This window comes from Pseudomonas sp. AA-38, from assembly GCF_029457475.1.
Lineage (GTDB): Bacteria > Pseudomonadota > Gammaproteobacteria > Pseudomonadales > Pseudomonadaceae > Aquipseudomonas.
Genome location: NZ_CP120359.1, coordinates 2,438,586 through 2,460,052 on the forward strand (window position 1 = coordinate 2,438,586; position 21,467 = coordinate 2,460,052).

The window sequence follows — 21,467 nt, forward strand, 5'->3', positions numbered from 1 at the left end:
AGGCCAGGTGGTGCTGCGCACAAAAAGAAAAGCCCGCCGAGGCGGGCTCAGAGGGGGACGAAACCTATCAGTCGTCACCACCCATGATGCCGAAGATCTGCAGCAAGCTGATGAACAGGTTGTAGATCGACACATAGAGGCTGATGGTGGCCATGATGTAGTTGCGCTCGCCACCGTGGATGATGGCACTGGTCTGGAACAGGATGCACGCCGAGGAGAACAGCACGAAACCGGCGCTAATCGCCAGTTGCAGGCCGCTGATCTGGAAGAAGAAGCTGGCCAGCATCGCGCCGATCAGCACGAAGAAGCCGGCGGTGATGAAGCCGCTGAGGAAGCTCATGTCCTTGCGGGTGGTGAGCACGTAGGCGGACAGGCCGAAGAACACCAGCGCGGTCATGGAGAACGCCGAGGTGATCACTTGCGCGCCGTTGGCCATGCCCAGATAGAGGTTGAGGAACGGGCCGAGGGTATAGCCCATGAAACCGGTCAGGGCGAGGGTGGAGACCAGGCCCCAGGCCGAATCACGCAGCTTATAGGTGAGGAAGAACAGGCCATAGAAGCCGATCAGTACCACGAAGAAGTTTGGGTACGGCAGGTTGGCGCGCTGGCTGAGAAAGGCTACCAGACCGCTGAAGGCCAGGGTAATGGCCAGCAGGCTGTAAGTGTTGCGCAGCACGCGGCTGACCTCGAGCTGGTCGGCCTGCGAGTGGTTGAGTACATAATCTTGCTCTTGCATGGCGACACTCCTGGTAAGTACGAGGGGATCCGTAATCCGATTGTTCAGGATCATAACAGAGCTTACCCGAGTGCCAAGACAGAGAGTTTGACAGTGTGTTGCGTTCCGGTAAGATTGCCGCCCGCAGCGCTGCGCAGGCATGCAACATCCCTGGCCTGCGCACTACGAATACGGAAGCGTGGCCGAGTGGTTTAAGGCAACGGTCTTGAAAACCGTCGATGGGCAACTATCCGTGAGTTCGAATCTCACCGCTTCCGCCAATTTCTCTTTTGCCTTGTGCAACGCCTTACCTTAATCTGACGCTTAATTTTTGACTGCCATGCGCCAAGCTGGGCCTTCATCAGCCTGCCTGCTATGGTGCTCGGCAAGTAGAATTTCACCGTCGTGCGTGGTGGCTGACAATGGGCAATGAGGTGGCGAGTGATTAGGGTGCTGGTAGTCGACGACCACGATCTGGTTCGCACGGGTATTACCCGCATGCTCGCCGATATCGATGGCCTACAAGTGGTCGGCGAAGCCTGCACCGGGGAGGAATCCCTGCTCAAGGTTCGCGAACTCAAACCCGACGTGGTTCTGATGGACGTGAAGATGCCTGGCATCGGCGGCCTGGAGGCTACCCGCAAGCTGATGCGCAGCCATCCCGACATCAAGGTCGTTGCCGTCACCGTGTGCGAGGAAGACCCGTTCCCCACGCGCCTGCTACAGGCCGGTGCCGCCGGTTATCTGACCAAGGGTGCCGCGCTGGATGAAATGGTGCAGGCCATTCGCCTGGTGTTCGCCGGGCAGCGTTACATCGACCCGCAGATCGCGCAGCAACTGGCGCTGAAATCCTTCCAGCCGCAGACCAGCGGCTCGCCGTTCGACCTGCTCTCCGAGCGGGAAATCCAGATCGCCCTGATGATCGCCAACTGTCACAAGGTGCAGACCATCTCCGACAAGCTGTGCCTGTCGCCGAAAACGGTCAACACCTACCGTTATCGCATCTTCGAGAAGCTTTCCATCACCAGCGACGTCGAACTGGCTCTGCTCGCGGTACGCCACGGCATGGTCGACGCCGTCAACTGAAGATGTCCGCTGCGTTCGATTCCAGTGCCTTCCTGGCGACCTGCAGTGGCCGCCCCGGCGTCTATCGCATGTTCGATGGCGAGGGCCGACTGCTCTACGTGGGTAAGGCGAAGAACCTCAAGAAGCGCCTCGCCAGCTACTTCCGCAAGACCGGGCAGGCGCCCAAGACCGCCGCGCTGGTGGCGCGCATCACGCAGATCGAAACCACCATCACCGGCAATGAAACCGAAGCGCTGCTGCTCGAGCAGACGCTGATCAAGGAATGGCGGCCGCCCTACAACATCCTGTTGCGCGACGACAAATCCTATCCTTACGTGTTTCTCTCCGATGGCGAGTTTCCCCGTCTCGGCATCCACCGTGGTGCGAAGAAGGCCAAGGGCCGCTATTTCGGTCCCTATCCCAGTGCGCTGGCGATTCGTGAGAGCCTCGCGCTGTTGCAGAAGACCTTTCTCGTTCGCCAGTGCGAAGACAGCTATTACCGCAACCGCACGCGGCCGTGCCTGCAATACCAGATCAAGCGCTGCAAGGGGCCCTGTGTCGGCCTGGTCGAGGCGCAGGAATACGCCGAGGACGTGCGCCACTCGGTGATGTTCCTCGAAGGGCGTAGCAATGCGCTGAGTGAGGAGCTATCCGCCAGCATGGAAAAGGCCTCCATGGCCCTGGAGTTCGAGCGGGCCGCCGAACTACGCGACCAGATAGCCATGCTCCGTCGCGTGCAGGATCAGCAGAGCATGGAAGGCGGCACGGGCGACGTCGACGTGGTGGCGGTGATGCTTACCCCGGGCGGCGCCTGCGTGCACCTGATCAGCGTGCGCGGTGGGCGTGTGCTGGGCAGCAAGAACTTCTTCCCGCAGGTGGCCATCGAGGAGGAGGGCGGCGATGTGCTGATGGCCTTCCTCGCCCAGTACTACCTGGGTAATGTCGAGCGCGACCTGCCCAGCGAGCTGATCGTCAACGTGCAGCATGAAGACTTCGCCACGCTGATCGAAGCCATCGAATCACTGCGCGGCCGCAGCCTGAGCATCAGCTTGCGCGTGCGCGGCACCCGTGCTCGTTGGCAGCAGCTCGCCGTGACCAATGCCGAACAGGCGCTGGCCGCGCGCCTGGCCAATCGGCAACACCTGGCCGAGCGCTTCGAGGCCCTGGCCAACGTGTTGCAAATGGACGAGCCACCGCAGCGCATGGAGTGCTTCGATATCAGCCACTCCAGCGGCGAGGCGACGGTCGCCTCCTGCGTGGTGTTCGGCCCCGAAGGCCCGCTCAAGTCCGATTACCGCCGCTTCAATATCGAAGGGGTCACTGCCGGCGACGACTACGCCGCCATGCATCAGGCGCTGACCCGACGTTTCAGCAAGATCAAGGAGGGTGAGGGCAAGTTGCCCGACGTGCTGCTGGTGGACGGCGGCAAGGGGCAACTGGCCATGGCCCGCGAAGTGCTGCAGGAACTGGCCGTGCCCGACCTGATCCTGCTCGGCGTGGCCAAGGGCACGACGCGCAAGCCCGGCCTCGAAGTGCTGTATCTGAATGACGCCGAGCACGAATTCACCTTGCCCGGCAATTCACCGGCGTTGCACCTGATCCAGCAGATCCGCGACGAATCGCACCGTTTCGCGATCACTGGGCACCGTGCGCGGCGGGGCAAGACGCGGCGTACCTCGACGCTGGAAGAAGTGCCTGGCATCGGCCCCAAGAGGCGGCGTGAACTGCTCAATCACTTCGGTGGGCTGCAGGAGCTGTCCCGTGCCAGCGCCGAGGAGATCGCCAAAGCGCCCGGAATCAGTAAAAAGCTCGCTGAGTCGATTTATGACACTCTGCACAGCGAGTAGAATGCCCGTTCACCTCGCAGCCTAGTTGTGCCGATGAATATCCCCAACTTGCTTACCTTGCTCCGGGTCGCGCTGATACCGGTCTTCATACTGCTGTTCTATCTGCCGTTCTCCTGGAGTTACTGGGCGGCCAGTGGGGTCTTCGCCATTGCGGCCGTAACCGACTGGCTCGATGGCTATCTGGCACGCCGCTGGGAGCAGGGCACGCCTTTCGGCGCCTTCCTCGACCCGGTCGCGGACAAGCTGATGGTGGCGGTGGCGCTGGTGCTGCTGGTGGCCGAGCACTCCAACCTCTGGCTGACCCTGGCAGCGGCCACCATCATCGGCCGCGAGATCGTGGTCTCCGCGCTGCGGGAATGGATGGCCGAGCTGGGTGCGCGGGCGCACGTGGCCGTGTCCAATCTGGGTAAGTGGAAAACCGCGGCGCAGATGGTCGCCCTGGTCATCCTGCTGGGCAATCCACCGGTTTTCACCTTCTGGGTGGTGCTCGGCTATGTGCTGCTGGTGGTCGCTGCGGTACTGACCCTGTGGTCGATGTTGCACTACCTGTTGGCCGCCTGGCCGCACCTCAGCACCACCACGGAAAAGAAATAAGTATTTTTGAATCAAAGGCTTGACGGCACCATTCGATTCTATAGAATGGCGCCCGTCGACAAGACAAGCGGGAATAGCTCAGTTGGTAGAGCACGACCTTGCCAAGGTCGGGGTCGCGAGTTCGAGTCTCGTTTCCCGCTCCAGTTTTACACGAGTCGCCAAGGCGACTCGTTCGTTTTAAGGCTGAGTTGCAGAGTGGTTATGCACCGGATTGCAAATCCGTGAACGCCGGTTCGATTCCGACCTCAGCCTCCAATTCAAAAGGCCTCGTAGATCCATGATTTACGAGGCCTTTTTCATTCCCCAAGGCAGGCTTTACATGCCTTGCGAGGAGGCGGAGGGCTGTATATAGTCCGCCCTTCGCACAGCGCTACCGCCCGAATGGCGAAATCGGTAGACGCAGGAGACTTAAAATCTCTCGCTCGCAAGGGCGTGCCGGTTCGAGTCCGGCTTCGGGCACCATTTAAAATCAAGCACTTATAGATATCGCCTCTCTTCCCACTTTTTCCGCAATTCCAGTTTTTTTCCGCAATTACCTTGTTGGCGACACTTTTTTTCCTCGCCGCTCCCTGATGTAATGCTCCGTCATGACTACCGTGGTGTGGCCAAGCTGGTCTCTAGCTTTTAGGATGTCTCCGCTTGATTCAGCCGTGTCGGTGCCTGCTTTGGCCCGTAGATCACGTAGCTGAAACTCTGCTTTTTCGATACCTGCCGCCTTTCTAGCCTTGTCGAACCGGGAGCGGAGCATTGCCGGAGTCATAGCGATTCCATCCTCCGCCACTACCAGTCTGGTCGAGCGCACTTTGTGGCCTGCTTTTCGAGCCTTGATCCTTTCCAGTAGCAGGCCGAGTTCGCCTGTAACCTCAATGCGGCGTTTGGTGCCAGTTTTTGACTGCTTTACATGCAGATGCCCGTCTCTGATGTCTCGTTCGTCCATGCGCAAGGTATCTCCAGGACGTTGTCCTGTCAGATAAACCAAGTCCATCGCATCGCGTAAGCCAGAATCCGCTTTTGAGTAAACGGCATGGAAGAGGCTGTCTTCGATGTAGACGTCGCGTCCTTTTTCCTTGTTGCCTTTCACCCCCGCGCACGGGTTAGCAAGAGCGGTGTAACCCATCTCTCGTGCATAGTTCCAGATTGCTGAGAGAAGAGCCTTCTCCCTGTTCGCGCTAATTGGAGCGGATTGCCGCCAGCGTAGATACTGACGAATGTGTTGAGGCTGGATCGCTTCAAGTGGGGCTGGCGGGTCGTCGAAAAACTCTAGTAGCTTGCGCAGTTCTTGGCGATTTTTCGTTTGGGTACCGGGGGCCTTGGTAGGAATAATCTCTACTTGGTATTTCCCAGCCACATACCCGAACGTAATGACTTTCTGTTGTAGCTCTGTAGCTGTTCTATCGCGCTCAAGTTCAGCGTACTTCATTATTGCCAGACCGTAATCTCGACCAAGGGGAATCTCCTTCCTTGGTCGGCCTCCGGTGTCATAGAAGTAGTATGTCGTGCTCCCGCGTTTTCGCTCACGCAGGCGCGGAATTGCCCCTAGGTTTGTTGGTCTTCGTCCCATCTATCCTGCCTTCCTCGACCTCCAGGTCACTTCTCGCTCAACGCTAACCTTCGACACTGGCAATAGATTGGCCGCAATCACACATGGCCAGCCATTTGCTTTGATCGTATGGGGTATGCCGTTTCTGCGTAGGGCCTCGATTTGCTTCGCTCTTATCTTGGCGCCAGTCAACTCACAGACTTGCTCGTGGCTCAAAAACTGTATCGCTTCCATGGATAACGATCCCGCCGATACCATACCGGCGATTGTGTGATACGTGAAAGGTGTCTATTTGGCACCATATGGCACGTTCTGGTGTGCCTCAACCGGGAGGAGAGGATTGCAGAGTAGAGAAGGGCAGATTCGCTGGGGCAGTTGGCGTCACAGGCGTTGCAGCATCATCCGTGGACTGATTGTCTCAGCGTTGGAGGGAGGCTAAGCAACGCTCGCTATGTGGCCAGCTGGATGAGATCGTCCAGCAGCTCACGGACGCCGCGCCTGTAGTTGCCCGATTAGTAGAGAGGCCGAGGAGAGGGGATGGAGCAGATTCGCAGGCGTGAGGAGAGAGAGCGGATTCGACTGCAAAACGAGGCAAGGGAGCCGGCGAAGGCTGACTTGCTGTGTGTCATTAAGCAGTGGGATGACATAAAGCGGATCCAGGCCTTTTTCAGTGATGCGGAGAACTCCGTATCGAATCTGCCCGAAACCGAGCGCTGCATTGCTATGGCCAAGCTCGCCCAAGAGCGTGAGCTTGTTGGCGAGCTGGATCCGCTACAGGCGTTGCTGGAATGGAAGGGGCCTCGGGAGCGGTAGCAATGTTCAAGAGTTCTCTGTGTGGGTTTATAAAAACTAAATTTTGCTCACTAATGGTGAGTTTTTTTTGATTTCTGTAAACCTTCTTCTTGCGGGAGGTTTAGAAAAACTCTATTTTGCTCACTATGAGTGTGCAAAAACCTGAAAAACTAAACTCCTTGCTTGCAGGGCTCGGCGACAGCGACCTGGTATCCAGTGGCTGGTTGAAGGCTCATGGCTACAGCAGCAATCTGGTAGCGCGATATATCGCGAGCGGTTGGCTGGAATCGCCTGCGCGTGGAATCTATCAACGACGAGGCGGACGTCTCACCTGGGCTGCTGTAGTGCGCGCGCTGCAGGGAGGAGAGCGATTGCCGCTGCATGTTGGCGGGCGTTTTGCCTTGGCTTGGCATGGGCACGAGCACTACCTGCGGTTGGGCGAGCGTGAGAGGGTCACTCTATATGGCCCTGGAAGCCTCCCTGCCTGGGTGGAAAAGCTTCCCTTGAAGGCTGAGGTGGTGCTGTGCGGCAAAAGCCCATTCAATCTTTCAGCACTGTCATTCAAGGCCGACATGGATGACGAAGCCCTAAGGAATCTTGGGCTCGAGTGGGTGGATGCTGATGGCGACCGCGGCCGCATCGTCGTCGCGACACCTGAGCGCGCAATCCTCGAGCTGTGTGATGGCGTGTCAGACGCGTCGCTCGTTTATGAAGTGGATGCGCTGATGCAGGGTGCGGACACCCTCCGTCCTCAAAGGGTAAGCATGCTGCTGCGACATTGCACCAGCATAAAAGCCAAGCGCTTGTTCCTAGCCCTCGCAGAACGCCACCAGCACGCCTGGGTGGATCATGTCTCGTTGGACGGCGTCTATCTAGGGAAGGGAAAGCGTTGTCTGGTTCCCGGTGGTCGCTTGAACCCAACCTACCAAATAACCTTGCCGGCGGATCTTGATGAGCACCTGGGATAAGCGCTACACCGACCGAGTCCAGTTGTTGGTGGAAATTCTGCCGACCTTGGCGAAAGAAACACGATTTGCCCTCAAAGGAGGGACGGCGATCAACCTGTTCGAGCATGACTTGCCCAGGTTGTCTGTGGATATCGATCTGACTTGGTTGCCGATGCAGGACTATGCGCAGGATGCTGGTCAGATCTCCGATGCATTAGAAAGTCTGGGAAGGGCACTTGGCTCTGCGCCATTAAGGCTACAGGTACAAACATCGGCGCCAGAGAGAGGTGGCTTCATAAACAGACTGATAGTGAGTCGTGGACGAGCCCGAGTCCAAATAGAAACGACTCCGGTGATGCGCGGTTCCGTGCATCCGGTACGGACAATGGTTGTCCAGCCGCAGGTCCAGGAGGCCTTTGGCTTTGCCTCGATCCAGGTGCTCGACTTTGCGGATCTATATGCGGGGAAAATGGCAGCAGCATTGTCGAGGCAGCATCCGCGCGACCTGTTTGATATCGGTTTGCTTCTGGCCGATCCGCGCACAGATGAGCGACTTTGGCGAACCTTCCTGATCTACATGACCTGTAGCCCGAAACCTGCCTGGGAGATGCTGGTTCCCAATGAACCCAAGGATTTCGAGGCGATATACCAGACCCACTTCCGTGGTATGACTGCTGCCCCTGTCAGCTCAGAGATACTGCTGGAGCACCGCGCCAGGCTTCTTCGACAAATTTCAGAGTGGCTTACCCCGCAGTCGAGAGCATTTCTGGAATCCGTCGAGATGGAGAATCCAGATTTTGACTTGATCCAGTTGCCACAGGCAGCAGAGCTACCTGCGGTAAAACGGAAACTGCAGAATCTTGCTTCACGATCAGCTGCGAAGCGGGCTTCCGACCATTCTCAGTTGCAAGCGGCCTTCGAGATGTTTGATCGTCGGTAGTGATCGCGGATTGCCCAGCCGTTGTCATTTCGGCATGTACTGGGTGGGCGTCGCTGGAAAGGCTAATCCCTCAAAGCCGTACGTGGATAGCGGCGCTCGTTGGCGCGACGAAAACTTCAGGCTATTGCCTTGGCTTCTCGAATGAGTTTCGCTTTTTCGAGTACCTTGCGCTGACTTTCGATGGCGCGCTCAGCTGCTGCGCCGTAAGCAGCGCGCTTGGCTGTATCAGAGCTGCTCCTGAAGAAGGTCGATAGTGGGCTTGAATTGCTCCCAAGAATCTTTCTTCTCATCGATGTCGCCTCCCTCGTTATCAGTCGTCATCTTCCATACGGAACTAAGCAATCGCAGCAAAGCGCTCGATGTTCGGCTGTTCGCGATGCCTGGCTTGCCAAAGGTCGTAGTCGGCTTGCACTCCGAGCCAGGTGCGAGCTTTGCCGATGCCGGCCAACTCTAGGCGAACAGCCAAATCCGGACTGACCGGCGCATGGCCGTGCAAGATGCGAGACAGGGATTCCCGCGCAAAGCCAAGGCGGCGGGCAAGTTCGGCAATGCTGATGCCCAGTTCGGGGAGCACGTCCTCAAGCAGGGTTTCACCAGGATGCGGTGGGTTGAACATGGCCATGGATAACCCCCTCCTGTTTAGTGATAGTCAAGGTAGTCGACGAGCTCGATGTCGCTACCCACGAATCGAAAAATCACTCGCCAGTTTCCATTGACGGTGAGTGACCAGAACTCTTCCAGTTCCCCTTTGAGGGGATGTAGCCGCCAACCGGGGATGTCGAGGTCGGCGGGTTCATTGGCTCTATCCATAAAACTTAGCATTCGGCCCAGGCGCTTTGCGTGGTCGGCCCGGATGCCTTTGGTTGAGCCAGATTCAAAAAAAATGCGTAGACCTTTGTGCGGAAGCTTACGATCATGGCGATAAGTGTGATGTATTAGGTCACGGTTTTCAACCGTGTGTGGGTTTTCTGCCGTTGTCATCACGGCAGCTGGGAGGGGATGCAGGCTTATCAATTGCCGCTGCAGGATTGTGTATTTGTTCTCCTGAACACCCGATCCCTCGCCATGAAGGCCTCCAGCATGTGCGGAATGAGCGTCAGGGCGTCGACTTCTTCACCGTAGGTCTGTGAGTGCAGCGCCGCGTAGCGCTCGAGGTCAACCTTTAGGCTGGCCGGGCAGGTGAAGGTAAGCTTTGTGTTCTCGGTTTTCGGCAGCGGGCCGAGGCGTAGCTTGGTCGTGCTCATTGCGGGTTCCTTTGTTGAGCTGTGATGGGCTGGTATGGACGCAGCACCAGATCGCGATTGACGATTACGCGCAGGGGCAGGCCAGGGCGCTGGGTCAACGTGGGCTGAATATCGAGGTTGCGGCGGGTAACCTTCTGGCCGACCTGATTCACCGTGTCTTGCAGGCTGTCGCGTCCGGCGATGATGATGCGGTCGCCGTCGGTGCGACTGGTCGGTGCCGCCAACTCTGCACCGATGCCCAGCAGGCTTGTCATGGCCGCGCCGGCGACAATCCGATCCCAATGCCAGTCGACGCCATCCTCGAGACCGGCATAGCCGGCGGCATCGGTACCGACCAGGTTGTCGAGCTGGAAGGACGAGGTGTCCGGCAGGATCACTCGCTGCCACACCACCTGCACGCGGCTTTGTCCGTAGCTCACCTGGCTGTTGTAGCGGCCCAGCAGGCGCGAGTCTTGGGGAATCAGCACGTGCTGACCGGTGGCACTGTCGTAGACCGGCTCGGTCACTGTGGCGATCACGTCGCCAGGTAGATCCGACTTGATGCCGGTGACCAGCGCTGCCGGGATGACGGTGCCGGCCATCACCTGGTAGGGCGACTCAGGCATCTGCAGCAAGCCGGAATTACGGATTTGTGCGTTTACGTATTTACTGAGAAACGCCTCGTTCCGTTCCTGCTGGGTTGGCGTTCCTGCAACTGCAGCTACCGCGCCTGACGAAGCCATCCCCAGGGTCATGGGATCTAGTTGGGCACTCCCAGTGGATGCAGCGTTCGATTTCCTCGCGCTGCTGGTTTGGAAGAATACCGAGGACTGCGCTGCTTCCTCGGCTTCCTTGAGCAGGGCCAGGCGCTCAGCTTCGGCGGCATCTGGCCCATGCCCGTAACCTTGCGCCTGCTGCTCCGCCCTGAGGATTGGCCCGCCCAGATCGCCGGGCAGCGGCGGCCCCAGTTGCGGTATCTCGGGAGCCGGTGGAGGCGGTAACTGCGAGTAGTCTGCTGGCAAGTGCTCCAGCCCCTCGGAGCGTGCCACGCGATCGACGTTGTATAGCTCGTTCGGCTCGGCGCCTGGGCGGCGCTGTTGCGGCTGCAGCGACCACAGCATGGCACCCAGTACCGCAGCCGATAGGCCGCCGACTACTACCGCCAGCATGCGTGGGTTGAGGCGGGTGACCGGACGCGGCTTGGCTCGCAGCTCCAGCGACTCCGGCGCCTCCTTGGGCGGTAGCGAGGTTACCGCGTTTTGGTCGTTGTCCTTACCCGTCATGCTCAGCGCCTCCGTGCCACGCCATCGGTGCGTTCGATCCGCACCACGTCACCCTTGTCGGCGCCCAGGCGCAGCTCGGCCGCGCCGAACAGGCGGTCGACGATGTAGTAGGGCGAGCGGAAGCGATAGTTGACCAGTTGCCCGTCACCTTCGGGGCCAATTACGAACAGCGGCGGCAGCTCGCCCTGGGCGATACCGGCGGGGAACTGGATATACACCTTGCGCCCATCGTCGAAGGCACGCAGCGGCTTCCAGGGAGGATTGCTGCCGCTGATTGCATAACGAAAGCGCAGCTGCTCCAGCGTTAGGCCGGCATCCACCGGCGCCGCGGCCTGAGCGGCACTGGCACGGCGTTGCAGGGCGAGCATGCGATCCTTCGGATAGTCCCAGGACACCGACGCCATCCAGGCCTGCTCGGTGGAACTCAGCTCGATCAGGTAGGTGCGGCGCGTGGTGGTGATCACCAAGTTGGTCTTGAGGTCGAGCCGCGTCGGTTTGATCAGCACGCTGGTGCGCAACTCATCGCCGCTGCCGCTGGTGGTGTCACCGACGATCCAGCGCACGGTGTCGCCGGCGGCCACGGTGACAAGTTCCTCACCGGGCTGCAGGTTGATTGCCGTCACCCGACCCGGGCTGGCGTACACCTGATACAGCGCGCCATCGGAGTAAGGCCACACCTGAATGGCGTTGATATAGCCTTCCCGGCTCGGCGCGACTCGAGCCTCGCGATTGGCGCGCGAGACTCGCACGCGCTCGTCGGCCGGTTCCTTGGCGGGTTTGCTGGGTTGAGTTTTTGGCAGCGGCTTGAGCTGCGCCGGCAGGGCCAGGGGCTTGGGGACTTCCACCACTTCGATGGGCTTGGGCGGCTCCGGCAGGCGCTGCGCTTCTACCGGTTCATCCAGCGCGATCACTGGTGGTTCCTGGCTGGCGCAGCCGGCCAGCACGCTCAGCAGCAGAGTGCAGATTGAGAGGTGAAGGGAGGTTTTCATGGTTTCTTGGCTCCTTCCGTAGTGTCCAGCTCACGGCTCCAGGACAGGCCGTTGACGTAGATGCCGAGCGGGTTGCGGCGCAGCTTTTCCTCGGTGCGTGGCGGTTGCACTACCAGCGAGATCACTGCGGTCCAGCGCTCCAGGCCGGCGGCTGAACCATTCACGAAGCGACGTTCGATCCAGCGCACCTGGAACGAGCTATCGCTGGCCCGCACCACGCTGGTGACCTCGACCGATACCGACTCCTTGCCGACCCGAGTAAAGGGATCGTTGACGCGGGCATAGTCGTTGAGGGTGGCTGCGCCGCGGTCGGTGGTGGTGTGATAGGCCTCCAGCCAGTTCTGCCGCACCACCACCGGATCTATCGATAGCGAGCGCACCTGCTCGATAAAGCGCGCCAGGTGATGGGCGATTTGCGCATCTTGGGGCTGGTAGGGACTGGCGGCTTCGCCGACGGCGCGCACCGGCCGAGGTTGTCGACCTCCACCACGTAGGGCGTCACCGTCGACTGCGCCGAACGCCAGACCAGTCCGCCAGCCATCAGCAGCGCCAGGCCCAGGCAACCGAAGGCCATCAGCCGCCAGTTGCGTGCCTGCGCCAGGCTGCTGCCCATGCGCAGGTCCCAGGCCTGTGCCGCTGCCTGGTAAGGGGTGACAGGTTGAGGGGTGTCGCTGTAGCGCACCCGTGGACGTCTGAATCGCATCCTCGTCCTCCTTTACGAACTCGATGGGTCGCGGATCTGCGGCCCAGGTGATGAACCACCGCCATCGCCACCACGCAGGGTGTGGGTGACCGTGCTGGTAGCCTGTGAGAGTTGCTGCCTGCGCTGCAGGCGCTTGGCCCAGTCGGGCTGTTTGGCTGGGGCGGTCGCAGGATCGGAAGTGGCGGGGGCACCACTTGCTGAAGCGCCGGAAGAGGCTCCTGCCAGAGAGCGAACGCCGCCCATTGCCAAGCGTGCTGCACCGGGTGCCATACGGGCGCCGGCCAATACCGCGCCGCCGACACCTGTGACTACTGCAGCAGCACCCGCTGCCATACCTGCCGCGCCTAGCGCGGTACCGGCTGCTGCACCAGCACCCAGTTGCGGTGCGCCGGAGACCAGGCCGGTGGCAATGCCTGGCCCGAAGATGCCCAGGCCGAGCAAGGCCAGCGAGGCGAGCATGACCACCAGTGCATGGTCGATGGAGGGCTCGTCCGGTACGGCCTGGAACTCGGCGAACAGCCCGCTGCCAATGCCGACGATCACCGCCAGCACCAGCACCTTGATGCCGGACGCGACCACATTGCCTAGCACCTTCTCGGCGAGAAAGGCGGTCTTGTTCCACAGCGCGAAGGGCACCAGCACGAAGCCAGCGAGGGTGGTCAGCTTGAACTCGACCAAGGTCACGAACAGCTGAATGGCCAGGAAGAAGAAACTGACGATCACCACCAGCCAGGCCAGGAACAGCACCAGGATGCTGTGCAGGTTACCGAAGACTTCGGGAAAGCCGCTTAGCTTGCTGATCTGCTCAATCAGCGGCCCTCCGGCATCAACCCCAATCGCGGCCAACCGCCCTGGCTGCAGAAACTCCGCATGACTCAACCCTGAACCTGAGGCCAACAGACCCAACCCGGCGAAGGAGTTGAAGACGATCTTCGCCAGGGAATTGAAGTTGCCGATGATGAAGGCGAAGGCACCGACATAGAGGGTCTTGCGGATCAGTTTGGCGCTGACGTCCTCACCGCCCATGGCCCAGAACAGCCCGGCCAGGGTCATGTCGATCACCACCAGGGTCATGGTGAGAAAGGCCACCTCACCGCCGAGCAGGCCGAAGCCGGTGTCGATATACAGCCCGAACACCTCGAGGAATCGGTCGATCACGCTGACGTCGTTCATTGCGCGTCCTCGTCGAAGCTTGGTGGAATCGCGGGCAAGTCGGTAGGCCGCAGAAATTCGCCGGGCCGGGCGCAGCCGGAGTAGAAGCGCTCAGTCGCATCTTCTTGCTTAGGCATGACGCTGTTGTCGCCCTGTCCGCAGGCGACCAGCACCAGCAACGGCAGCAGTGTCAGGAATTTCATGAGGGCGCCTCCCTACCGATAGAACTGCACGGGGTAGGGGGTATAGGGCGTGCCATTACCCATAAAGCGCCGCCGCCGTTCGCGTGCCTCTTCGGCCGCTGCAGACTGACGGGCAAGCTCCAAGGCGACGGCGCGGTTCTGGGTGATCTGCAACTGCTGTGCCTGGATCGATTGCTTGGCCTGCAGGGCCAGCAGTTGGTTGGTAGCCTGGGCAGCCTGCAAGGCGCCACCCGCGGACTGACTCTGCTGCACCAGAGCGGCCAAGGCGCTCTCATCCTCGGCCAGGTTCTGCCTTATCTGAGCCTGTACACGCAGCGCCGTATGCAGCCCGTCGAGGCCCTGCTGCCAGCGTTCGCGTGCTTCTTCTGCAAGGCGTTGGCTGCTGACGTCGCCGGTGTACTCGTTCGGGTAGAGTCGGCTGAACTCCTGATCCAGGCGCTGCACTTCGTAGGCCAGCCCTCGTGCCTCGGCGAGCAGCCGCTCGGTGTTGGCCAAGCTCGCGCGCAACTGGCTGACCACGTTGTAGTCCAGTCGCTGCAGATGACGGGCCTGGTTCAGCAGCATCTGGGTCTCGTTCTGTAACTGGCGAACCTGATTGTTCGACATCTCCAAGGTGCGAACTGCAGTCAGCGTGTTCTGCACCAAATTGGTCGGATCGATTACCGTCAGGGCGCTGACCGGCTGCACAGCCAGCAAGCCAAGCACCAGCAGCGTGGCGCAGGGGAAGCGGTGGACAGGGGATCTCATGACAGGCACTCCTTGCGTGACGAGGGATAGGCAGTAATCAGGTCGGCGGCCCATTCCAGGCCGCGGTAACGCAACCAGGCTGGAGCGAAATCGGCGGCGCCGGACGCCTGCAGGATGCGGTCGATCTCGCGCTGCTCGGCCGGGCTGGCAGAGGCGGCGAAGGCCAGCGCCACTGGCCCCAGGTCGAGGTCGAGGTCGAACAGGCGGTTGCCCAGGCGCGACTGGTAGTAGTAATCACGCTTGGGCGTGGCATGGGTGATGATCTCGATCTGTCGGTCGTTGAGGCCGAAGCCCTGGTAGATGCCGCGGATCTGAGGCTCGCCCGCCTGCGGGTTGGGCAGGAAGATGCGGCTGGTGCAGCTCTCGATGATCGCCGCGGCGATGCTGGAATCCTTGATGTCGGCCAGCGACTGAGTGGCGAAGATGACGCTGACGTTCTTCTTGCGCAGGGTCTTGAGCCACTGGCGGATACGTGCGGCGAACAGCGGGTCGTCGAGGAACAGCCAGGCCTCGTCGAGGATCAGCAGCGTCGGCGCGCCGTCGAAGCGCTCCTCGAAACGGGCGAACAGGTAGCTCAGCACTGCAGCCACCGCCGCCTTGCTGTGCATCAACTCCTCCATCTCGAAGCACTGCACGTCGGCGCTGCCCAGCCGATCCTGGTCGGCATCCAGCAATGCGCCATGAGTACCGCCCAGCACATAGGGTTGCAGTGCCTGGCGCAGGGCGTTGTCCTGCAGCAGCACGGACAAACCGGTCAGTGTGCGCTGCGTCTCCGGCGCACCGGCCAGGCTGTCGAGTGCCGTCCACAGCGCAGCCTTCTGCTCGGGGCCGACGGCCACGCCTTCCTGCAGCAAGCGCGCTTCCAGCCACTCGGCGGCCCAGGCTCGGTAGCCGGGTTGGTCGATGCGCGCGAGGGGCTGGAAGGCCAGGTCGCCATCGCCGCCGAGGTCATAGTGCTCGCCACCTAACCCCAGCACCGTAGCGCGCAGCGAACGCCCCATGTCGAAGAGAAACAGGCGCGAACCCGGGTAGCGCCGGAACTGCAGGGCCAGGATCGCCAGCAACACCGACTTGCCCATGCCAGTGGGGCCGGCCACCAGCGTGTGGCCGACATCGCCGACATGGGTGACCAGACGAAACGGCGTCGCGCCATCGGTGCGGGTGATCACCAATGGCGGGCCTTCCAGATGTTCGTTGCGTGCTGGGCCAGCCCAGACTGCCGAGACCGGCATCAGGTGCGCCAGATTGAGCGTGGAGATCAGCGGCTGGCGGACATTGGCGTAGGCGTTGCCGGGGATCGACGACAGCCACGCCTCCACCGCGTTGAGACTCTCGGCGATGGTGACGAAGCCGCGCCCTTGGATCACCCGCTCGACCCGGCGCAGCTTCTCGTCGGCGACCTGGGCGTCGGCATCGCTCACCGTCACCGTGGCCGTCACATAGCCGAAGGCCACCTGATCGGCACCGAGTTCCTGCAGCGCCGCATCAGCGTCGCTGGCCTTGTTCGCTGCGTCGCTGTCGAGCAGTGGGCTTTCCTGCTGGAAGATTGCTTCGCGCAGCAGCGCCAGGACACCCTTGCGCTTGGCAAACCACTGCCGGCGCAGGCGCACCAGTTCCTTCTCGGCCTCGTCCTTGTCCAGACAGATAAAACGGGTCGACCAGCGATAGGCGAAGCCCAGACGGTTAAGGTCGTCCAGCACGCCTGGCCACGTCGAGGTGGGGAAGCCACGGACCGACAGCGTGCGCAGGTGCTGCTCACCCAGGCGTGGCGCCAGGCCCGTGGTCAGGGGACTGTCGGCCAGCAGGGCATCGAGGTGGAAAGGCACCTCGGGTACAGCCACCCGCTGGCGATGGGTCGAAATCGTGGCATGCAGGTAAGTCAGCGTCTGGCTGTCATCGAGCCAGGCGAGCTCCGGCATCACCCCGTCCAGCAGATCGAAGAAACGATCCGTTTCGGCGACAAAGGCAGCCAGCCGTTCGCGCCAGTCGACGCCGCGCTGTGGCCGGTGCTCGTAGAGCAGGCCGACGGCGCGCGAGCGCGATTCCTCCGGCGCCAGGTAGAGCAGCGTAAGCTGGTAGTTACTCTCGAAGTGGCTTCCGTGCGCCTCGAAGGCGGCACGGCGCTCCTCGTCCACCAGCCAGGACAACGGCTCTGGAAAGTCGCTGTCAGGGTAGTCCGCCGCCGCCAGACGCTCGGCTTCGACAAACAGCGCCCAGCCCGAGCCAAGGCGACGCAGGGCATTGTTTAGGCGCGCCGAGGTGGCCACCAGTTCGCTTTGGGTAGCACTGTCCAGGTCCGGCCCGCGAAAGCGCAGGCTGCGCTGGAACGAACCGTCCTTGTTCAGCACGATGCCGGGTGCGACCAGGCCGGCCCAGGGTAGCCAGTCGGCGAGTTGGGCGGGGCGGCGCTGGTATTCGGTGAGGTTCAGCATGGCGGCCTCCTCACACATCCAGCAGTGACGGCTGCTTGATGTGTCGGGCAAACACGTGGAGGAACTGCGGGTCCAGACGGGCACCCCACACCGCCAGCGAGTGGCCTACCAACCAGAGCGCCAAGCCAGGCAGCCACAGCTGCAAGCCCAGGCCGACCACTGCCGCCAGAGTGCCGTTGAGGATCGCCACGTTGCGTGGTGCGCCACCGAGCAGAATCGGCTCGGCCAGCGAACGGTGCAGTGGCACCTCGAAACCGGGGATGAGTTCGCGCTCGCCGTTCATGCGATCACCGCCCCGCCGGCAAAGCTGAAAAAGCTGAGGAAGAACGACGACGCGGCGAAGGCAATCGACAGGCCGAAGACGATCTGGATCAGCTTGCGAAAGCCGCCGCTGGTGTCGCCGAACGCCAGCGTCAGGCCTGTGGTAATGATGATGATCACCGCGATGATCCGCGCCACCGGACCCTGTACCGAATCAAGGATCGATTGCAGCGGTCCCTCCCATGGCATGCCGGAGCCAGCAGCGAGCGCAGGCAGGGATGCGCCCAGGCAGAGGGCTCCGAGCGACAAGGCTCCGATGAGGCGACGACGATTAGCAGCGCGTGGATGGCAGGCAGTCATGGCTGTTTTCCTGAGTCAGCGAAGGAATGAATGCGGGGGCGATGGAAGTGAGTTGATAGCCGCGCTCGTCATAGCCGGTGACGCGGGCGATCTGCTGGACATAGCGCGTGCGGCCACGCCCGGCGAGAAACACCACCAGGTTGACCGCCTCGGCGATCAACGCCCGCGGCGCGGTCAGGGCGACTTCCAGAATGAGTTGCTCCAGGCGCAGCAGTGCGCCCTGTGCAGAGCCAGCGTGAATGGTGGCGATACCGCCGGGATGGCCGGTGCCCCAGGCCTTGACCAGATCCAGCGCCTCGCCGCCACGAACCTCGCCGACCACCACACGATCGGGGCGCAGGCGCAGCGTGCTGCGCACTAGATCTGCCATGGAGACCACGCCGGGCTTGGTGCGCAGGGCGACGTGATCATGGGACGGACACTGCAACTCGACCGTATCCTCCAGCACCAGCACGCGATCACCACTACCGGCTACTTCGGCCAGCAATGCATTGGCCAGGGTGGTCTTGCCGCTGCTGGTGCCGCCGGCCACCAGGATGTTCTGCCGGTCACGCACTGCCACGCGCAGGTGCTCTGCCTGCTCGGCGCTCAGGATGCCGTCGGCCACGTACTGCTGCAGCGGGATGACGCCAGCGGCGCGTTTGCGCAGAGCGAAGGTCGGCCCGGCCACCACTGGCGGCAGTAGACCCTCGAAGCGCTCGCCAGTCTCTGGCAGCTCGGCGCTCAGTAGCGGCTTGTTGCGATGTACCTCCTGGCCGACATGCGCTGCCACCAGGCGGATGATCCGTTCACCATCGGCAGCCGCTAGCATGCCCAGATGGGCGCGGCCAGCGGACAGTCGATCCAGCCAGAGCACGCCATCGGGGTTGAGCATCACCTCGACCACTTCCGGATCATCCAGGGCCGCGGCAATCAGCGGGCCCATTGCCGTGCGCAACATGCGCGTGCGGCGATCCAGAGAAGCTGCCGCTGCACTCAGCATAGGGGACGAGGCGACAGTCATGGACGCTCTCCCGAGACTTGGGCCTCTGCCTGAACCTCTTCGTGCACGTCTCTGACCAGGCTGCGTCCGCGCTGCAGGTGGCGCCCCAATTGCTCGACGAACTGGCTGAAGCGCAGCTTGCCCTGCGCGCGTGCTGCTTCCTGATGCGCCTCTGGTACCGGCGTGCTGACCGTGAGGTAGTAGCGCACATACAGCGCCACAGTCTCGATCAGGATGTGCTGGTCGCGCTCCAAGCGCTCGAACTGACGTGACAGGCGATCCAGGCGTTTGGCCATGGCCACCTCGCGCTGCTCACCGGACTCGGGCGACAGCCAGGAGGCCAACGCCGCAGCGATGATCGAGGACTTCGACACGCCCTTGGTGATTGCCAATTCGTTCAGGCGCTTCGCATGCTCGGGTTGTATAAACAGGTTGAGGCGGGCTCGGCTCATAGGGCTATTCCATCGTCAGGGTCGAGGGCGGCCAGCCGCGCCACGCGCTGCAGGCGCGGGTCCGGCTGGGTGGGGAAGGGGGCGGGGACGTCATCCTCGTCGAGCAGCAGCAGGTCGCCGGCCAGCTCGTCGTGACCCGGGAACTGGGCGAGCTCCGCCAGTTCGGGCTGACGGCGCGGGCCGCCGTCCTCAATGGTTTCGTCATCGCTCAGGTCGGCCGGCGACACGGCAACGGACGCAGGCACGGTCAGGCCGCTCCAGTCGTCCGCGCGTGGCGCCGGAGCGTCGGCATAGCCGCCCGGCTGCAAGCGCGGCACCGGCAGCACCCTGCTCTGGAAGTTGGCGTCGGTGAAGTAGCGCAGCTTCTTCGCACGGATCGGTGCGAGGCCGGAGAGCATCACCACGGCCTCGTCGCTGGGCAGTTGCATTACCTCGCCCGGGGTCAGCAGTGGGCGGGCGGTTTCCTGGCGCGAGACCATCAGATGGCCCAGCCAGGGCGCCAGACGGTGGCCGGCGTAGTTGCGCTGCGCGCGCAGTTCGGTGGCAGTACCGAGGGTCTCGGAGATGCGCTTGGCAGTACGTTCGTCGTTGGTGGCGAAGGTCACCCGCACATGGCAATTGTCGAGGATCGAGTGATTCTGGCCGTAGGCCTTGTCGATCTGGTTCAGCGACTGCGAGATCAGGAACGCGCGCAGCCCATAGCCGGCCATGAAGGCCAGCGCTGTCTCGAAGAAATCCAGCCGCCCCAGCGCCGGAAACTCATCGAGCATCAACAGCAGCTTGTGCCGGCGCTCGATGCCATCGGAGCCGTCGAGCGACTCGGTCAGGCGCCGGCCGACCTGATTGAGGATCAGGCGGATCAGCGGCTTGGTACGGCTGATATCCGAGGGCGGCACCACCAGATACAGCGACACCGGATGCTCGGCCGAGATCAGGTCGGCGATGCGCCAGTCGCAGCGCGAGGTGACCTCAGCGACCGTAGGGTCCCGGTACAGGCCGAGGAAGGACATGGCCGTGGACAGCACGCCCGAGCGCTCGTTGTCGCTTTTGTTCAGCACCTCCCGCGCCGCAGAGGCCACCACCGGATGCGGTGCATCACCCAGGTGCGGCGTGGTCATCATCCGGTGCAGCGTCAGCTCGAAGGTGCAGGCCGGATCGGAGAGGAAGTTGGCCACGCCGCGCAGGGTCTTGTCCTGGCCGGCGTAGAGCACATGCAGGATGGCACCGACCAGCAGCGCGTGGCTGGTCTTCTCCCAGTGGTTGCGCCGCTCTAGCGCGCCCTCGGGGTCGACCAGGATATCGGCGATGTTCTGCACGTCGCGTACCTCGTGGGCACCGCGACGCACTTCCAGCAGCGGGTTGTAGGCTGCCGAAGCTAGGTCGGTGGGGTTGAACAGCAGACAGTGGGAGAAACGTGAGCGCCATCCCGCGGTCAGGCTCCAGTTCTCGCCCTTGATGTCGTGGATGACCGCCGAGGAAGGCCAGGAGAGCAGGGTAGGCACCACTAGGCCGACGCCCTTACCCGAGCGCGTGGGCGCGAAGGTCAGCACATGCTCGGGGCCTTCGTGGCGCAGATACTGATCGTCGAATTGGCCGAGGAACACGCCCGCGGGCTGGGTCAGGCCGGCCTTGCGCACCTCATCCGCATCGGCCCAGCGCGCCGAACCGTAGGTGGTGACTCGGCGTGCCTGGCGCGCCCGCCAGATCGCCATGCCGATGGCCACCACCAACGCCAGCAGGCTGCTGCAGGCGGCGATGCTGCCGCCGACGTTGAAGACATCCGGCGCATAGGCATCGAAGACAAACCACCACTCGAATAGACGCCAGGGGTGATACACCGGCGTGCCCAGCAGATCGAACCAGGGTGCCCCCAGGCGCGCCTGATAGCCGAGCGTGGCCGCCGTCCACTGCGTAGCACCCCACACCCCGGACAGGGTAATGGCCAACACCACCAGCACTTGGCCGTACAGAACCGTTGTTGCATGCATCCCTGAACCCGACCTCCCAGGCAAAACGCACGGCACGCAGATGTGCCGCGGGCGAGAGGTTCGGTACTGGGGGAGTAGGGGTCAAAGACCGTTTCGGTGGAGATTAAGAAGAGTGGAATAGCACCGCAGGGTATGGCGGTTGACGGATAAACTTAGCAAGGTATGACGTACATCGAACGGGAGATATCGGCCAAAAAGTAGTCATCGGCATAACTCAAGCTTAGGCTCTAACTTTTGCCCTAATGTCGCAAG

At 61.9% G+C, this 21,467-nt stretch carries 23 protein-coding genes, 4 tRNA genes and 2 pseudogenes; 10 read left to right on the top strand and 19 right to left on the bottom strand.

The window, feature by feature from the left end; genetic code table 11:
* Positions 1-67: 67 nt before the first annotated feature.
* Entirely contained in the window at positions 68-736 is a 669-nt protein-coding gene (locus tag PVE35_RS11065) for a Bax inhibitor-1/YccA family protein (protein WP_277374648.1), read from the bottom strand.
* 172 nt (positions 737-908) lie between these two features.
* On the opposite strand from PVE35_RS11065, the gene PVE35_RS11070 reads away from it, so the two are divergent.
* The 7 genes from PVE35_RS11070 (at position 909) to PVE35_RS11100 (ending at position 4,683) form a co-directional block, all read left to right on the top strand.
* Positions 909-996: transfer RNA gene (locus PVE35_RS11070), tRNA-Ser, on the top strand.
* A gap of 160 nt (positions 997-1,156) precedes the next feature.
* Positions 1,157-1,801 (top strand): UvrY/SirA/GacA family response regulator transcription factor, encoded by a 645-nt coding sequence (gene uvrY / locus PVE35_RS11075; RefSeq protein WP_268184085.1) that lies wholly within the window; start codon positions 1,157-1,159, stop codon positions 1,799-1,801.
* A 2-nt stretch (positions 1,802-1,803) separates the two neighbouring features.
* Positions 1,804-3,627, top strand: a complete 1,824-nt coding sequence (uvrC, locus tag PVE35_RS11080; protein WP_277374649.1) for an excinuclease ABC subunit UvrC — start codon at positions 1,804-1,806, stop codon at positions 3,625-3,627.
* A gap of 33 nt (positions 3,628-3,660) precedes the next feature.
* Positions 3,661-4,221: a CDP-diacylglycerol--glycerol-3-phosphate 3-phosphatidyltransferase gene (gene pgsA / locus PVE35_RS11085; RefSeq protein ID WP_268184091.1), complete on the top strand. Its 561-nt coding sequence runs from the start codon at positions 3,661-3,663 to the stop codon at positions 4,219-4,221.
* A 67-nt stretch (positions 4,222-4,288) separates the two neighbouring features.
* Positions 4,289-4,364 (top strand) — tRNA-Gly (locus PVE35_RS11090).
* A 38-nt stretch (positions 4,365-4,402) separates the two neighbouring features.
* Positions 4,403-4,476: transfer RNA gene (locus tag PVE35_RS11095), tRNA-Cys, on the top strand.
* A 120-nt stretch (positions 4,477-4,596) separates the two neighbouring features.
* Positions 4,597-4,683 (top strand) — tRNA-Leu (locus tag PVE35_RS11100).
* Between the two features lie 70 nt (positions 4,684-4,753).
* Here the strand turns inward: PVE35_RS11100 and PVE35_RS11105 are convergent.
* Together PVE35_RS11105 and PVE35_RS11110 are read right to left on the bottom strand one after the other, a co-directional pair.
* Positions 4,754-5,782 carry a tyrosine-type recombinase/integrase gene (locus PVE35_RS11105; RefSeq protein WP_277374650.1) on the bottom strand — a complete coding sequence of 343 codons (1,029 nt, stop codon included), beginning with the start codon at positions 5,780-5,782 and terminating at the stop codon, positions 4,754-4,756.
* Positions 5,783-5,995 carry a DUF4224 domain-containing protein gene (locus PVE35_RS11110; protein ID WP_277374651.1) on the bottom strand — a complete coding sequence of 71 codons (213 nt, stop codon included), beginning with the start codon at positions 5,993-5,995 and terminating at the stop codon, positions 5,783-5,785.
* A 303-nt stretch (positions 5,996-6,298) separates the two neighbouring features.
* On the opposite strand from PVE35_RS11110, the gene PVE35_RS11115 reads away from it, so the two are divergent.
* The 3 genes from PVE35_RS11115 (at position 6,299) to PVE35_RS11125 (ending at position 8,440) form a co-directional block, all read left to right on the top strand.
* Positions 6,299-6,574, top strand: coding sequence for a hypothetical protein (locus PVE35_RS11115; protein WP_277374652.1), 276 nt, complete (start codon positions 6,299-6,301; stop codon positions 6,572-6,574).
* A gap of 125 nt (positions 6,575-6,699) precedes the next feature.
* Complete coding sequence (locus PVE35_RS11120; protein ID WP_277374653.1) at positions 6,700-7,521, top strand: type IV toxin-antitoxin system AbiEi family antitoxin domain-containing protein; 822 nt, start codon at positions 6,700-6,702, stop codon at positions 7,519-7,521.
* Positions 7,505-8,440: a nucleotidyl transferase AbiEii/AbiGii toxin family protein gene (locus PVE35_RS11125; RefSeq protein ID WP_277374654.1), complete on the top strand. Its 936-nt coding sequence runs from the start codon at positions 7,505-7,507 to the stop codon at positions 8,438-8,440. The genes PVE35_RS11120 and PVE35_RS11125 overlap by 17 nt, the downstream gene beginning before the upstream one ends.
* A 116-nt stretch (positions 8,441-8,556) precedes the next feature.
* On the opposite strand, the gene PVE35_RS11130 is transcribed toward PVE35_RS11125, so the two are convergent.
* The 16 genes and pseudogenes from PVE35_RS11130 to PVE35_RS11205 form a co-directional block, all read right to left on the bottom strand.
* Positions 8,557-8,730 (bottom strand): hypothetical protein, encoded by a 174-nt coding sequence (locus PVE35_RS11130; RefSeq protein WP_157782029.1) that lies wholly within the window; start codon positions 8,728-8,730, stop codon positions 8,557-8,559.
* Between the two features lie 44 nt (positions 8,731-8,774).
* Entirely contained in the window at positions 8,775-9,062 is a 288-nt protein-coding gene (locus tag PVE35_RS11135) for a HigA family addiction module antitoxin (protein WP_090337702.1), read from the bottom strand.
* 17 nt (positions 9,063-9,079) lie between these two features.
* Positions 9,080-9,376: a type II toxin-antitoxin system RelE/ParE family toxin gene (locus PVE35_RS11140; protein WP_346772065.1), complete on the bottom strand. Its 297-nt coding sequence runs from the start codon at positions 9,374-9,376 to the stop codon at positions 9,080-9,082.
* A gap of 74 nt (positions 9,377-9,450) precedes the next feature.
* Positions 9,451-9,684 carry a DUF2274 domain-containing protein gene (locus PVE35_RS11145; RefSeq protein ID WP_277374655.1) on the bottom strand — a complete coding sequence of 78 codons (234 nt, stop codon included), beginning with the start codon at positions 9,682-9,684 and terminating at the stop codon, positions 9,451-9,453.
* Complete coding sequence (locus PVE35_RS11150; protein ID WP_277374656.1) at positions 9,681-10,946, bottom strand: TrbI/VirB10 family protein; 1,266 nt, start codon at positions 10,944-10,946, stop codon at positions 9,681-9,683. Before PVE35_RS11150 ends, PVE35_RS11145 begins: the two co-directional genes overlap by 4 nt.
* 2 nt (positions 10,947-10,948) lie before the next feature.
* Positions 10,949-11,935, bottom strand: coding sequence for a P-type conjugative transfer protein TrbG (gene trbG / locus PVE35_RS11155; protein WP_277374657.1), 987 nt, complete (start codon positions 11,933-11,935; stop codon positions 10,949-10,951).
* Positions 11,932-12,638, bottom strand: a pseudogene (trbF, locus tag PVE35_RS11160) (conjugal transfer protein TrbF). The gene trbG and the pseudogene trbF overlap by 4 nt, the downstream one beginning before the upstream one ends.
* A 12-nt stretch (positions 12,639-12,650) precedes the next feature.
* Positions 12,651-13,811: a P-type conjugative transfer protein TrbL gene (gene trbL / locus PVE35_RS11165; protein WP_277374658.1), complete on the bottom strand. Its 1,161-nt coding sequence runs from the start codon at positions 13,809-13,811 to the stop codon at positions 12,651-12,653.
* Positions 13,808-13,993: a hypothetical protein gene (locus PVE35_RS11170; protein ID WP_277374659.1), complete on the bottom strand. Its 186-nt coding sequence runs from the start codon at positions 13,991-13,993 to the stop codon at positions 13,808-13,810. The genes trbL and PVE35_RS11170 overlap by 4 nt, the downstream gene beginning before the upstream one ends.
* Positions 13,994-14,005: 12 nt before the next feature.
* Positions 14,006-14,740 (bottom strand): P-type conjugative transfer protein TrbJ, encoded by a 735-nt coding sequence (gene trbJ, locus PVE35_RS11175; RefSeq protein ID WP_277374660.1) that lies wholly within the window; start codon positions 14,738-14,740, stop codon positions 14,006-14,008.
* Positions 14,737-17,172, bottom strand: coding sequence for a conjugal transfer protein TrbE (gene trbE / locus PVE35_RS11180; RefSeq protein ID WP_277374661.1), 2,436 nt, complete (start codon positions 17,170-17,172; stop codon positions 14,737-14,739). The genes trbJ and trbE overlap by 4 nt, the downstream gene beginning before the upstream one ends.
* Before the next feature lie 10 nt (positions 17,173-17,182).
* Positions 17,183-17,455, bottom strand: a complete 273-nt coding sequence (locus PVE35_RS11185) for a VirB3 family type IV secretion system protein (RefSeq protein ID WP_277374662.1) — start codon at positions 17,453-17,455, stop codon at positions 17,183-17,185.
* Positions 17,452-17,712 (bottom strand): annotated as a pseudogene (locus PVE35_RS11190) (TrbC/VirB2 family protein); the annotation flags it as partial. The gene PVE35_RS11185 and the pseudogene PVE35_RS11190, both read right to left, overlap by 4 nt.
* 52 nt (positions 17,713-17,764) lie before the next feature.
* On the bottom strand, positions 17,765-18,733 hold the full coding sequence (gene trbB / locus PVE35_RS11195; RefSeq protein ID WP_277374877.1) for a P-type conjugative transfer ATPase TrbB: 969 nt from the start codon (positions 18,731-18,733) through the stop codon (positions 17,765-17,767).
* Positions 18,734-18,792: 59 nt separating this feature from the next.
* Positions 18,793-19,227: a CopG family transcriptional regulator gene (locus PVE35_RS11200; protein WP_014596911.1), complete on the bottom strand. Its 435-nt coding sequence runs from the start codon at positions 19,225-19,227 to the stop codon at positions 18,793-18,795.
* On the bottom strand, positions 19,224-21,215 hold the full coding sequence (locus PVE35_RS11205) for a conjugal transfer protein TraG (RefSeq protein WP_277374664.1): 1,992 nt from the start codon (positions 21,213-21,215) through the stop codon (positions 19,224-19,226). The genes PVE35_RS11200 and PVE35_RS11205 overlap by 4 nt, the downstream gene beginning before the upstream one ends.
* Between the last annotated feature and the right edge of the window lie 252 nt (positions 21,216-21,467).